13 protein-coding genes are annotated in these 14197 nt (G+C 46.0%); 9 read left to right on the plus strand and 4 right to left on the minus strand.

The features are described 5' to 3' along the window. The first annotated feature begins 1 nt into the window (after window position 1). From LKD46_RS04495 to LKD46_RS04515, 5 genes are all read left to right on the plus strand, one after another. Window positions 2-2260, plus strand: coding sequence for a DUF2298 domain-containing protein (locus tag LKD46_RS04495; protein ID WP_227573872.1), 2259 nt, complete (start codon window positions 2-4; stop codon window positions 2258-2260). Window positions 2261-2396: 136 nt separating this feature from the next. Next, a complete protein-coding gene (locus tag LKD46_RS04500; RefSeq protein WP_015527168.1) occupies window positions 2397-2978 on the plus strand; it encodes an HD domain-containing protein in 582 nt (193 codons plus the stop codon). 12 nt (window positions 2979-2990) lie between these two features. After that, window positions 2991-4073, plus strand: a complete 1083-nt coding sequence (locus LKD46_RS04505; protein ID WP_044961499.1) for an L-threonylcarbamoyladenylate synthase — start codon at window positions 2991-2993, stop codon at window positions 4071-4073. Next, window positions 4054-4482, plus strand: a complete 429-nt coding sequence (rpiB, locus tag LKD46_RS04510; RefSeq protein WP_227573873.1) for a ribose 5-phosphate isomerase B — start codon at window positions 4054-4056, stop codon at window positions 4480-4482. Before LKD46_RS04505 ends, rpiB begins: the two co-directional genes overlap by 20 nt. Window positions 4483-4520: 38 nt before the next feature. Beyond that, window positions 4521-5015 carry a deoxycytidylate deaminase gene (locus tag LKD46_RS04515; protein ID WP_173746039.1) on the plus strand — a complete coding sequence of 165 codons (495 nt, stop codon included), beginning with the start codon at window positions 4521-4523 and terminating at the stop codon, window positions 5013-5015. A gap of 87 nt (window positions 5016-5102) precedes the next feature. Here LKD46_RS04515 and LKD46_RS04520 read toward each other — a convergent pair whose 3' ends face one another. Both LKD46_RS04520 and LKD46_RS04525 read right to left on the minus strand, forming a co-directional pair. Then, a complete protein-coding gene (locus LKD46_RS04520; protein WP_227573874.1) occupies window positions 5103-7787 on the minus strand; it encodes a sensor histidine kinase in 2685 nt (894 codons plus the stop codon). Window positions 7788-7829: 42 nt separating this feature from the next. Then, on the minus strand, window positions 7830-8531 hold the full coding sequence (locus LKD46_RS04525) for a response regulator transcription factor (protein ID WP_148444806.1): 702 nt from the start codon (window positions 8529-8531) through the stop codon (window positions 7830-7832). Window positions 8532-8767: 236 nt separating this feature from the next. Between LKD46_RS04525 and LKD46_RS04530 the strand changes: the two genes are divergently transcribed. Then, a complete protein-coding gene (locus LKD46_RS04530) occupies window positions 8768-9703 on the plus strand; it encodes a radical SAM protein (protein WP_227573884.1) in 936 nt (311 codons plus the stop codon). Between the two features lie 182 nt (window positions 9704-9885). Here LKD46_RS04530 and LKD46_RS04535 read toward each other — a convergent pair whose 3' ends face one another. Further along, a complete protein-coding gene (locus LKD46_RS04535) occupies window positions 9886-11325 on the minus strand; it encodes a TrkH family potassium uptake protein (protein ID WP_021651380.1) in 1440 nt (479 codons plus the stop codon). Between the two features lie 12 nt (window positions 11326-11337). Beyond that, entirely contained in the window at window positions 11338-12696 is a 1359-nt protein-coding gene (gene trkA, locus LKD46_RS04540; RefSeq protein WP_015527160.1) for a Trk system potassium transporter TrkA, read from the minus strand. Between the two features lie 244 nt (window positions 12697-12940). Between trkA and LKD46_RS04545 the strand changes: the two genes are divergently transcribed. The 3 genes from LKD46_RS04545 to LKD46_RS04555 are packed head-to-tail and all read left to right on the plus strand — an operon-like array spanning window position 12941 to window position 14091. Beyond that, window positions 12941-13186: a spore coat associated protein CotJA gene (locus LKD46_RS04545; RefSeq protein ID WP_015527159.1), complete on the plus strand. Its 246-nt coding sequence runs from the start codon at window positions 12941-12943 to the stop codon at window positions 13184-13186. Further along, entirely contained in the window at window positions 13186-13464 is a 279-nt protein-coding gene (locus LKD46_RS04550; protein ID WP_015527158.1) for a spore coat protein CotJB, read from the plus strand. The genes LKD46_RS04545 and LKD46_RS04550 overlap by 1 nt, the downstream gene beginning before the upstream one ends. A gap of 3 nt (window positions 13465-13467) precedes the next feature. Then, complete coding sequence (locus tag LKD46_RS04555; protein WP_114002142.1) at window positions 13468-14091, plus strand: manganese catalase family protein; 624 nt, start codon at window positions 13468-13470, stop codon at window positions 14089-14091. The last annotated feature ends 106 nt before the right edge of the window (window positions 14092-14197 follow it).

Consider the following 14197-nt stretch of genomic DNA (forward strand, 5'->3'; position numbering starts at 1 on the left):
GATGAAAAAAAAGATCAGAGAATTATTTCCGGAGCTGACTGCAGCAGTGCTCCTGACAGTACTTTCTGCGTATCTCCTGGGAGGAGATGTATGGACATTCTGGACCTGGTGGCTGCTTGCACTGTTCATGGGAATGGTGGCAATGCCGGTCACAGGAAGGCTTTTTGGTGGCTTTGAAGACCGGGGCTGGCTTTTTTCAAAGGTACTTGCCATTGCGGTTACCGGATTTCTCACCTGGCTTCTGGTAGCGGTGGAAATCCTTCCTTTTACAGCAGCAGTGTGTGTAGGAGTATCTGTGGCTGTTGGCATTTTATGTGCAGTACTTTTTCATGTTCAGCTGAAGCATGGCATTGAATGTTATCCGTCAGGAAAGATGCAGCTGATCTTTCGGGAGGAGCTTTTGTTTTTTGGAATCTTTCTGCTGTGGACTTATCTGGCAGGATTCCGGCCGCAGGCATATGGAACAGAGAAATTTATGGATTATGGCTTCATGGAGGCCATGATGCGGAGCAAAACTCTTCCTGCACGTGATCTCTGGTATTCACAGGGAACCATCAATTATTACTATGGCGGGCAGTATTTTGCAGTATTTCTTACGAAGCTTACAGGAAGCAGAGTGGAAGTGACTTATAATCTGATGCGTACCTTTGTGGCAGCGTTTGCCTTTGTATATCCGTTTTCCCTGGTCCGTCAGATGACGAAGGACAGGCTGTATGGACGACTGGATGGAAAGAAGAAATATATTCCTTCACTAGCAGGAGTTACTGCAAGTATTGCAGTATCTATCGCGGGAAATGTACATTATATCGTCTACCGTTGTGTACTGCCGCTGATCCGGAAGATACAGGGAGTGGCAGAAACAGCCAGCTACTGGTTCCCGGATGCAACTCGTTACATAGGGTATAATCCGGTGAATGACAGTGATAAGACCATACATGAATTCCCATGCTATTCCTTTGTTCTGGGAGATCTTCATGCCCATGTGGTAAATGTGATGTTTGTGACATTTCTGGTGGGAATGCTCTATGCATGGCTGAAAATGATCCGAAAAAGAGGGCCTGAGCCTGAAAAACAGGAACGCAGTGTTTTCTGGCTGAGACAGCTTCTGATGCCGCATATCCTTTTGGCGTCCGTTTTTCTTGGCATGTTCCAGTGGACCAATTACTGGGATTTTGTGATCTATTTTGTAGTGACCGGTGGAGTTGTCCTGATCGCAAATATCATACGATTTGAGGGAAAGATAATCAGGATCCTGGCAGTGACGATCGTACAGGCAGTGGAGATCATAGGTCTCTCTTATCTGGTGATCCTGCCCTTTACATTGAAATTTGATACGATGGTACAGGGGGTGGCACTGGCACAGCATCATTCACTGTGGTATCAGCTTCTGATCCTCTGGGGACTTCCGGTGCTCCTTACTGTTTTGCTGATCCTGTCTGTCATCACAGAAAAAATGAAGGGACTGAAGCATAAAAGTCTTTACAGGCTGCTGGAGGCGATCACAGTTCCGGATCTTTTTGCAGTGATCATGGGCTTATGTGCTATCGGACTGGTTTTGATCCCGGAGCTTGTATATGTGCGGGATATTTATGAAAATGGAAATGCCAGAGCCAATACTATGTTCAAGCTGACGTATCAGGCATATATACTTTTCGGAATGACAATGGGATATGGGATTTATCGTATGCTGGTGATATCCAGACAGAAGATCATCCGGATCCTTTCAGGTGTGGGGCTTTTTGTACTGCTCTGGACCGTGGGCTATTTCGGAAATTCCGTACATTCCTGGTTTGGGGATGTCTGGAAGGTTTCGGAGTATCAGGGACTGGATGCAACTACATTTCTTGAGCAGGATTTTCCTCAGGATGCGTCGGCAATCCGCTGGCTGAAGCAGAATATCAAAGGCTCTCCTGTGGTGCTCGAGGCTAACGGGGACAGCTATACCGGATATGAGAGAGTTTCTGCATCTACGGGGCTTCCGACCGTACTGGGATGGTATGTGCATGAATGGCTCTGGAGAAATAATGTACCTGACCTCAATGAAAAAAGTGCGGACATCCAGACTATTTATACATCTACAGATGCAGAGACGGTAAAAAAACTGATCAGCCGTTATGATATTTCCTATATCTTTGTAGGAGGACAGGAAAAAGAAAAATACGGAACAGAGCTTAATGACCGTGTTCTTCAGAGTCTGGGAAGCATTGTCTTTGAAGATGATATGTCAGGAACCTACATTGTGAAAGTGGAGCAGGATTGACATTTTTTCCATAATAACGCTATAATGTAACTATTATGTAGCTATCTGTTAACGGATATGCTCAGCAGGAGATTTCTGCTGAGCAGTATACAGAAAAAAGTGACAGTTGCAGGATGGCAGCAGAGAGGAGGATATTATGAACAGAATCGACAGACTTTATATGGAAATGATCCATTATTATCAGGGGGATCCGAAGCATATCCAGCATTTTGTGAAGGTGCATGATCTTTCAAGGCTGATCGGCCAGAGTGAAGGTCTGGATGAAGATACGATGCATGTTCTGGAAGCTGCGGCTCTCGTTCATGATATCGGGATCAAAGTCGGTATGGAAAAATACGGACGCTCTGATGGAAAGACGCAGGAAGCAGAAGGTCCGGCAGCTGCCAGAGAGATGCTTACCGCACTGGGCTTTCAGGAGAGGGTGATCCGCAGAGTGGAATATCTGGTAGGACATCATCATACCTATAAGGATATTGACGGGCTGGATTATCAGATCCTTGTGGAAGCTGATTTTCTGGTTAATTATTTTGAAGATGGACTGGATAAAGAACATATAAAGAAAAGTGCAGAGAAGATCTTTAAAACAGAAACAGGTAAAAAAATAGTAAAAGACATGTTTTTCCCGGAGACTTTTCAGAAATCCGAAACCTGGGCACAGGATGCCCTTCAGGATCTGGAAGATTTTATTGAAGAGCAGGGGATTTATATCAGACAGTAAATGGAGCGTAAAATGAAAGCAGAAATAGCAGTTATGACAGCGGAGAATATAGACAGAAAGGCAATTGCCAGAGGTGGCGAGATCCTGAAAAACGGCGGGCTTGTGGCATTTCCCACAGAGACTGTATATGGCCTTGGAGGAAATGCCCTGGATCCGAAAGCATCGATGAAGATCTATGCAGCCAAGGGAAGACCTTCGGACAATCCGCTGATCGTACATATCGCAGATATCCGTGACCTGGATAAGATCGTTACGGAGGTTCCTGAAAAAGCCAGAATACTGGCTGAGAAATACTGGCCGGGTCCGCTGACAATGATCCTTCCCAAGGCAGATATCGTGCCAAAGGAAACAACCGGAGGACTGGACAGTGTGGCAGTACGTTTTCCAAGTGATCCTATCGCACAGGAGCTGATTCTTGCGGCTGGCGGATATGTGGCAGCGCCAAGTGCCAATACTTCCGGAAGACCAAGTCCTACGACAGCGGGACATGTGGCAGAGGATCTGGGAGAAGCCATTGATATGATCATTGATGGAGGACAGGTAAATATCGGTCTGGAATCTACGATCGTAGATTTTACAGAAGACATACCGGTAGTCCTGCGGCCGGGATATATTTCCCTGGAAATGCTCCGGGAAACACTTGGAGATGTAAGGATGGATAAGGGGCTGATCAAACCGGACAGCAAGGTCCATCCAAAAGCACCGGGAATGAAATACCGTCATTATGCACCAAAGGCAGATCTTGCCATTGTGGAGGGGTCCACAGAGGGTGTGATCGCGGAGATTGAAAAAAGAGCCGGAGAGGCTGAGGAGAAGGGACTGACGGTGGGGATCATCGCAACAGATGAAACAAAAGGCCGATATTCACATGGAATCGTAAAGAGTATCGGAAGCCGGGAGCAGGAAGAAACCATCGCGCATCATCTGTACGAGGTCCTGCGTGATTTTGACAGCTGTAATGTAAGTGCCATTTATTCAGAGGCATTTTTTACACCAAGAATGGGACAGGCGATCATGAACCGCTTACTGAAAGCGGCTGGTCATAAAATTATCAACGTTGAGGAGGAGAAAGAAAATGATAGCACTGGGATGTGATCATGGCGGCTATGAGCTGATGCAGGAGGTAAAGAAGCATCTGGAAGAGAGAGGACTGGAGTACAAAGATTTTGGATGCAATGGTCCGGAATCTGTAGACTATCCTGTTTATGGAAAGAAAGTAGCACAGGCGATCGTGGACGGTGAGTGTGAGAAAGGAATCCTGATCTGCGGAACAGGTATCGGAATTTCTATCACTGCTAATAAATTCAGGGGAATCCGTGCTGCACTTTGTACAGATTGCTTTACTGCAGAGGCAACAAGACTTCATAACGATGCCAACATTCTGGCCATGGGCGGTCGTGTAGTAGGACCGGGACTTGCTCTGAAGATCGTGGATACATTCCTGGATACACCATTTTCCGGGGATGAGCGTCATATCAGAAGGATCAACATGATCGAGGATTGATCGATCAGTAAGAAACCAATAGAAAAAGAGGATTCTGTATGGATAAAAAAGGACAGAAACGACAGGGATATCTTTCCTGGGATGAGTATTTTATGGGTGTTGCCATGCTTTCCGGCATGCGTTCCAAGGACCCGCATTCACAGGTTGGTGCCTGTATCGTAAGTGAAGATAACAAGATCCTGTCAATGGGGTACAATGGATTTCCAAATGGATGTTCCGATGATGAGTTTCCCTGGGGAAGAGAAGGAGATCCGCTGGATACCAAATATCTTTATGTGACACACAGTGAGCTCAATGCCATCCTGAACTACCGAGGAGGAAGTCTGGAAGGTGCCAAGCTTTATGTGTCCCTGTTTCCTTGCAACGAATGTGCCAAGGCTATTATCCAGGCAGGGATCAGGACTATCGTATACGACTGTGATAAATATGCAGATACTCCGTCGGTGATCGCATCCAAAAAAATGCTGGATGCAGCCGGAGTCCGGTATTATAAATATAACCGGACAGACCGTGAGATCACCATTAAAGTGTAAAAGAGAACAAAAATAAGAGAAAAACAGCAGCCTGGCTCCTGATTCATCATATCATCAGGGCTTCCGCTGCTGTTTTTTTATGAATGGTTAAGAAGGTGTTTCGGAATGTGGATCTTCCGGTGCGGATAAGGCTGTGGGAGAGATCTTCTGTGGAAACCTTAAGCAGACTTTGAAAAGGTCACCGTCCAGATAAAGTTTAAAGGTGCCACCTTGAAGCTGGGTAAGGCTCTGTGCGATGGATAATCCAAGTCCGCTGCCTTCTGTATTTCTGGCAACATCGCCGCGGATGAAACGTTCGGTCAGTTCTTCAGCCGGAATGTTCAGAGGCTGTGCGGAAATATTTTTCAGGGTAAAGATGACTTGATCTTTTTCCAGAAGAACTTCTGCATAGACCCTTGTGTTCTCCATGGCATATTTCAGAATATTGCCGAAAAGATTTTCAAGGATACGCCACATCCGTCTGCCATCGGCATAGATCATGGCAGGAGAATCAGGCAGATGTGTCATCAGGGTCAGATGTCTGTTTTCCATCCGTTCTTCGAATTCACCCATCACCTGGTAAAGCATTTCCACAAAGTTCAGTTCCGTCATTTCCAGAGAAAGATTTCCGGTACTGGCTTTGGAAGCTTCCACTACATCTTCGGTCAGACTTTTCAGACGATGTGCCTTTGAGTCCAGGATCTCAAGATATTTCAGTGCTTCCGGATCTTTGAGGTTCAGCCTTTTCAACAGATCAATGTAATTGATGATGGAAGTCAGCGGCGTTTTCAGATCATGGGAGACATTGGTGATCAATTCGGTTTTCATACGCTCATCTTTGAGGCTTTTTTCCACGGCAGCGTCCAGCCCGTCACCAATGCGGTTGATATACTGTGCCATTGCCTTCTGATCACCACGGAGTTCCTTTTCCGGGATCTTGTAAGTGAGCTCTCCATTGGTGATCCGTTTCAGGCCATCAAGGAGGAGTTCACGCCCAAGAGCAATTTTGTAGACGCAGAAAAGCGCACCCAGATCCAGAAGGAATAGAAGCAAAAACATCAGGAACCATCCATCAGATGCCGCGAGCAGGGCACTGAAGAAAAATTCAAGGAATAGAAATACGCCAAGTCCCACTATCATGCGTATTCTGCTGATGGTATTCCTGGAGAAAAAATCGATCAGCTTACCGGCTTTGCAAAGACACAGACGGGGAAGCTTCAGGCATTTGCGAAGCAGGCTGTTTTTCCACAGGGTGCGAGCTTTGATCCTGCGGATCAGGCTTAAATAGCCGATCCAGAACAGGCACGTGATCAGGAAAATCGTGATACCCAGGATGATCAGGGAGGAGACAAGGTTATAGGTGGAAGCTTGCACGCTCAGTCCTGCGGTCAATACACCAAGTGCCGGGATACACACAAGTCCTGCTGCTGCTTCCGTATAGATCCTGTCAAAAAAGTTCAGTTCTGGTTGAGCAGTGTCTGTATTACCGCTAGCGGAATTTCTTCTTCCGGTGTGGACAGTAAGCCAGATAAAATCTATGATAAAGAGCAGAAAACTGATCATGGTGATCACAGCAGCCGGGATAAATAAAGTACGGTAAGTCAGGAAATGCTGTCTGTCAGTTTTAATGGAATCCTGTACAGGAAGGCTGGTATCATCGATCCAGGCAAGAAAACTGCAGTTTTCATCGTATGTGGAGTTTCGAAGGAGATCGATCCAGCTTCCTACAGAAGAGTTTGCAGCAGCGGAAAGGTTCAGATTCATAAGACCATTCCGGGCATTTTTCTCATCTGTGGCAGCTTCGTTGACACTTAGGAACACGTAAGGCTTTTTGTCTGAAAAACCGGAAATATCAGTCAGGTCGGAAGTATAGGCTGCATCTGTATTTGTGAAGATTTTCTGTGAGGTGTTATCCGTATAGGCATAATGGATATTGGAATTATCACTGCTGTACTCCTCCAGTGTCTGAGCAGCTTCTGTCCAGCTGGAAAAAAGATCCCGGGCATTATCCAGCTGCTCAAAGGCATCGTTCAGGTTCCCTTTGAAATTCCTGGTTTTGGATGAGGTGGAATTCATGTAATCCAGGAGACTGTCGTAACCTTCCGGTGCACAGGGGATTTCAAGGATCGGAGTGAGCATATTTGCCACATCTGTGTAAACCACGTTTCCGTTTTTGTCTGTGATGTTTTTCAGAGGTTCCTGTGACTGGATGCCGCCGTCTGCATATTCGGCGCTCAGAGAGGAAAGAATACGCTCAGTCCAGTCTTTCTGGGAAATTCCCTCGTATTTCAGGGCACCGGAGTTGGCATTTAGCTGCAGGGTTCCGTCTTCCAGAGCTTTTTTGAAATCGGAATAGTACATATATTTTGTTTCACCCTCCGGGGTGGTAAGGCTCAGGACGATCCAGCTATCATTGGAATGGATCGTCTGTGAGCTCCATTCCTTAAGATCATTGAAGGAATAGGCTAGTCCGGAGGTGTTTTTGAAGGAGAGAGAATCTCCGTTATAAAGCTCTCCGAGATCAATGTATGCAGCTTCGTTTGTTTTATCCAGGATTTCTCTGGCTGAGATTCCGGACAGGATCGTGGAAGCTTTTGAGTAAAAGCTGTCAGCAAAAGCAGAGGTCTGGAAATAATCCTTTGTTTTAAGATCCTCGGCAGAGTCCATCCGGATACCTGCCTGGATCACCAGTGCCGCTGAAAAGACCATGATCAGAGGCAGGATAAGTGCAAGGACAAGAGCAGGAATGCGCATAAATGAACGTTTTTTTTCCGTATGTTTATTTTTATTCATAATACCCCTTTCTGAAGCACAGATACTTCATGGCCGGCTGGCTCACCGGCTCAGTTTTTCGATTTTATAGCCCAGGCCCCAGACAACTTTCAGATAGCGGGGATCCCTGGGGTTGATCTCAATCTTTTCGCGAATGTGACGGACGTGGACAGCTACCGTGTTATCCGCGGCCAGAGCATCTTCATTCCAGATGCTCTCGTAGATCTGCGTGGTGGAAAAAACACGTCCGGGATTTTTCATAAGAAGAAGCAGGATATTATATTCGATGGGCGTCATCCGTACCGCTTCTCCATCTACCAGCACCTCTTTTTTGTCATCGTTTACCGTAAGACCTCCGGTTGTGTAGATGTGTTCCGATGCTGCCGGTGCAGCGGAGCCAAGCTGTGTGTACCGGCGCAGCTGGGATTTTACCCTGGCGATCAGCTCCAGAGGATTGAAAGGTTTGGTGATATAGTCATCTGCACCGATGTTAAGGCCAAGGATTTTGTCCGTGTCTTCAGATTTTGCGGACAGGATGATGATGGGCAGAGGATTGCATTCCCGGATCTTGACCGTTGCCCGGATCCCGTCGAGACGGGGCATCATCACATCGATGATCAGCAGATCTACAGTTTCGCTGTTCAGGATATCCAGTGCTTCCTGTCCGTCATAGGCTTTCAGAATGTGATAGCCTTCCTGCGTAAGATAGATTTCGATAGCTTCCACGATGTCTTTGTCGTCATCGCAAACAAGTATGTTAGCCACTTTTTTGTACCTCCCTGATGTTATTAGAATAGCAGCCGGAAATTAAGACGAAAGGGGTAAATTCTTAAGATTCCATGAAATCCATTGTACTATATTAAGGATATAGTGTAAACAGAGAAAGCCTTGTTGGCAGCAGACGTGATGTGCTAAACTAGTACTAGATAACAGAAAATAACGATAGTGGAAGAAAGATCAGGAGAAAAGTGAAAGTGGAGAATGAAAATAAAATCAGCAGTATGGCAGGGAGCGCGCACTGTACGGAAGAAATTATGTCAGCTTGTGCTCTTTGTCCAAGAGAATGCCTGGCAGACCGGGGTGCAGGGAAAAAAGGCTTCTGTGGCATGGATGAGAGAATTTATCTGGCAAGAGCAGCACTGCATATGTGGGAGGAACCCTGCATTTCCGGAACAAAAGGTTCCGGAGCGGTGTTCTTTTCCGGATGCGGGCTGCGCTGCTGTTTCTGCCAGAATCATGATATTGCCATCGGGAGCAGGGGACGGGCTGTAAGTGTGGAACGGCTTGGAGAGATTTTTCTGGAACTGAAGGAAAAAGGAGCTGCAAACATCAATCTGGTAACAGGTGCACACTATGTACCACAGATCATAGAGGCACTGGATATGGCCCGAAGGAATGGTCTGGATATTCCGGTGGTGTATAATTCCAGCGGGTATGAAAAAACAGAAACCCTGAAGCTTCTGGAAGGATATGTGGACATTTATCTTCCGGATCTGAAATATCTGGATCCGGAGCTTGCACAGAAATTTTCTTATGCGCCGGATTATGTGCAGGCTGCAAAGGCTGCAATTGGAGAGATGGTGCGTCAGACCGGGAAATGTGAGTTTGGAGAGGATGGATACATCCGGAAAGGAACTATTGTCCGTCATCTGATCCTGCCGGGACATACAGGAAATTCCATAAAGGCTCTGAGGTATCTTCATGAAACCTATGGGGAAGATATTTATATCAGTATTATGAATCAGTATACGCCGGTGAGAAAATTTGTGGAATTTAAGGAATTAAACCGGAAAGTTACAAAAAGAGAGTATGAAAAAGTTCTGGATGCTGCTGTGGATATGGGGATTCAGAATGGATTTATACAGGAAGGAGAAACTGCTTCAGAAAGCTTTATTCCGGATTTCGATTATGAGGGAGTGGAAAAAAATACTCCATAAATGGAAGGAGGCCGGTACTTTCGTACCGGCGCGTATGAAAAAGAAAAATATTATAGAAAGTTCATCACCTTCTATGGTTTATAATATACAGTAAAAATGTGAAGAAAGTGTGTCTAACATTTGAAATAAATGTGAAAAGAACAATTTATGCCACAAACATAGCAAAATATGACGAATATTTATCAGAATTTCTTCCAGGTTTCACGAAGGAAAAGGATCAGAATCGGAAATAGCTCCAGTCGGCCGGCCAGCATATCGAAAGAAAGGACCAGCTTGGACAGCGGAGAAAAGATCCCGAAGTTTCCGGTAGGACCGATCAGGGAAAGACCGGGACCCACATTGTTTAAAGTGGTGACTACGGCTGTGAAATTTGTTACAAGATCAAATTCATCAAAACTGATGATAAAGATAGATGTAGCCACGATCATCAGATAAACGATCATATAAATATTGGTGGCACGCATAACTTCGTGAGACACCGCTTTTCCGTCCATTTTGATCTTTTTTACTGCATTGGGATGCAGATAAAGATGCAGTTCCTTGCGGACGGATTTTGCAAGAAGCAGAAGACGGGAAATCTTGATTCCGCCGCCTGTACTGCCGGCACAGGCACCACAGAAGGTAAGCAGTACCAGGATCGTTCTGGATACCGCAGGCCACTGGTTAAAATCCGTAGTGGCATAACCGGTGGTGGTGATAATAGAACCAACCTGGAAAAATGCCTGTTGAAGTGCTTCCCACACATTGTCAAACAGATGTCGGACATTGAATGTGATCATCAGGGCAGAAGCGATGATCACAAAGAAGTAGCAGCGGACCTCTTCAGATTTCAATGCTTGAGAAAACTTCCTGGTGAGAAGAAGAAAATAGACATTGAAGTTTACGCCAAACAGGATCATAAAGATGGTGATGACGATCTGAATATATAAGCTGTAGCTTCCCATACTGTCGGATTTGATTCCGAACCCACCGGTTCCGGCAGTTCCAAATGCTGCACAGAGACTGTCGTAAAGAGGCATCCCCCCAAGAAGCAGGAGGATGATCAGTGCAACAGTGAGTGCAATGTAGATCTTGTACAGGATCTTGGCAGTTGACTGGACTTTTGGAAGAAGCTTTCCTACGGAAGGACCGGGGCTTTCTGCCTTCATAAGGTTCATATGATAGCCACCTGCAAGCGGAAGCAGTGTCAGGATAAATACCAGAACACCCATACCACCGATCCAGTGGGAAAAGCATCTCCAGATATTGATGCTGTAAGGCATCTGTGATGGATCGGAGAGAATACTGGAACCGGTTGTAGTGAAACCGGAAACAATCTCAAAAAAAGCATCAATGGGATTCGGGATAGCCCCGCTGAGCACAAACGGCACAGCACCGACAATACTGAGGACGATCCAGCTTAAAGCAGTAGTCACAAGGCCTTCACGGGCGTAAAACGCTTTCTTGGACGGTTTGCGGCTGACCAGTGGAACACCGATGGCCAGACATGCCAGAATCGTGATCAGGAAGGCAATACCGGATTTTTCGCGGTAGATAAGGGCAGTGATGCCGGGAACCAGCATACAGACAGCCTCCACATTCATGATCCATCCCAGGATATAAATAATAATCGAATAATTCATTTGGCAGTACCTCTATTTTTCAAGTATATCTGTGATGTCGCGAAGCCCCTTGTGAGTGGTTACGATGATCACGGTATCTCCCACCTGGATCATATCCTGACCACGGGGAATGCGGATGCGGCCGTTGCGGTTCAGGCATCCCACCAGAAGATTCTTGCGGAGATTCAGCTCTGCAAGAGGGATATAAGTTACGGCAGATTCCTCACGGATCGCAAATTCCAGTGCTTCTGCATTGCCATCCAGAATATGATAAAGGGTTTCTACATTGCTGCCGATGCTGTTCTGAGTGGCACGGACATACTGCAGGATATAATCAGCAGTGATATTTTTCGGGTAGATGACACTTCCGATATCCAGGGAGTCGATGACATCATCAAATTCCAGACGGTTGACCTTGGCAACCAGCTTGGCATCGGAGATGCTTTTGGCAAAGAGAGCAAGAAATACATTCTCCTCATCCAGATTTGTCAGAGTGACAAAGGATTCGGACTCGGAAAGTCCTTCTTCTAGCAGAAGAGAACGGTTCGTTCCGTCACCATTGATGATAGTCGCATCTGGAAGCAGTTCGCTTAAGTGCTCACAGCGGTTTTTGTTCTGCTCGATGATCTTGACACTGATCTTCATACCCAGAAGTGCATGGGCAAGATAATAGGAAATGGTTCCGCCACCTACGATGATACAGTTTTTGACCTGATTGGTCTTGAGACCGATCTTACGGAAAAATGCCGCTGCATTAAGCGGAGAGGCCAGAATGGAAACCATATCTCCGTCGTGTATAATGTGATCACCACCAGGAATGGATACATTGTCACGGCTCTCGATCGCGCAGACCAGAATATCACTTCGGAAAGCATCTGAGATCTGGGAAACGCTCATTCCGTCCAGCTTGAATTCCGGGAGAACTTTAAACTTGAGAAGTTCTACACGACCACGTGCAAAGGTGTCAATCTTGATCGCAGATGGAAAACGGAGAAGCCGTGAAATTTCCTGGGCAGCGGCAAACTCCGGGTTAATGATCATGGTAACACCAAGACGTTCTTTGATGAATCCGATTTCTTTTTCATAAATGGGGTTACGGACGCGGGCGATGGTCTGACAGTGGTTGGCCTTCTGCGCGATCAGACAGCAGAGAAGGTTCAACTCGTCAGAAGCGGTAACTGCGATCAGAATATCTGCAGTATCAACACCTGCCTCCATTAAAGTATTGATGCTGGCACCATTACCGACGATTCCCATAGCGTCGATATTTTCGCAGAGATCATTGATCTTGTCGGCAATAACGTCGACAAGAGTGATATCAATATCCTCTGCCTGAAGCTGCTCTGCAAGATTTCTACCGACTTTTCCGCAGCCTACAATAATTACCTGCATAATTTCCTCCTTCAATAGCCGGTCAGGGCTACAAATCATAAGTAAAAGCGCCCATCCGTGTAAAGATAGGCAAGGATATTATAGCACTGTATATCTGATTTTTAAACAGTAATATTTTCCTGTATATATAGAAAAAAATGGCAGAAAGATAGATATATATGAAGGAAAGTGAACATTCCTGTTTTCACAAGTTTAAAAAACGGTCATAAAATATAGCGTGATCATGAATGAAAGGATTTCGATTATGGACCGATTTCAGATGAATCGTTCGGGCTGCCGGCCATATCAGTATACCTGTGGGATGAATAGCGGGATGGCAGGCCGGACGGATCGATCATTTTCTGATATGGCAAAACAGGTTCCTGCAATGGCGTATGTGCCATACCAGGAATTTGCGCCTACCTTTGAGCTGAAAAAAGCTCTTCAGGTCGGAACTATTTTCCCTGAGCTTTGCAAGCCGTTCTGCGGCAGGAGAGGAGGAAGTCGATGATGTATGGAAATTGTACTTCCAAAAAAGAACTGCTGCAGTTTATTGACCAGGTAAGCTTTGCCATTGACGATCTTCTCCTTTTTCTGGATACGCATCCAAAAGAAAAAAGAGCTCTTGAATATTACAGTGAGCTTTCAGCAAGAAGAAATGAGCTTCTGGAAAAATATGCAAAATTTTATGGACCGCTGACCATTGATACCGGAAACGACAGCAATCTTAAGTCATGGCAGTGGATGGAACAGCCGTTTCCATGGGAACAGGAAGGAGGGTGCAGATAAGGTATGTGGAATTATGAAAAAAGACTCCAGTATCCTGTAAATATCAAGACGTCTAACGCAAAGCTGGCACAGTTTATATCCAGCCAGTATGGCGGACCGGACGGAGAAATAGGAGCTTCCATGCGGTATCTTTCCCAGCGTTTTACCGCACCGAACCGGATGGTCGCGGCAGTGCTCAATGATGTGGGAACAGAAGAACTGGCACATTTGGAAATCGTGTCCACCATTGTCCATCAGCTGACAAAGGATCTTTCTATGGAAGAAATCGAGAACAGCGGACTTGGGCCGTATTATATTGACCACACGGTGGGAATCTGGCCGCAGGCTGCAGGTGGAGTGCCCTTTAATGCCTGCGAATTCCAGAGTAAGGGTGATCCGATCACGGATCTGTTTGAAGATCTGGCGGCAGAACAGAAGGCACGCTCCACCTACGATAATATCCTCCGGGTGGTGAAAAATATCCCGGAGGTTGCAGATCCCATCCGTTTCCTTCGGGCAAGAGAGGTAGTCCATTTCCAGCGTTTCGGTGAAGCACTGAGATCCGTGCAGGAGCAGCTGGATGCCAAAAATTTCTATGCCTTTAACCCGAGCTTTGATGCTCCGTGCAAAGCCTCCTGTGAAGAGTGATGGATCAGAGAAAAAATCTGTCTGACAGGAATCATATCTGAAATAAAAAGAGCTGCACAGCCGGCAGGAATCCTGCGGCTGTGCAGCTTTGAATTTGTTTTTTGGG

Source organism: Blautia fusiformis (genome assembly GCF_020686995.1).
Lineage (GTDB): Bacteria > Bacillota > Clostridia > Lachnospirales > Lachnospiraceae > Blautia_A > Blautia_A fusiformis.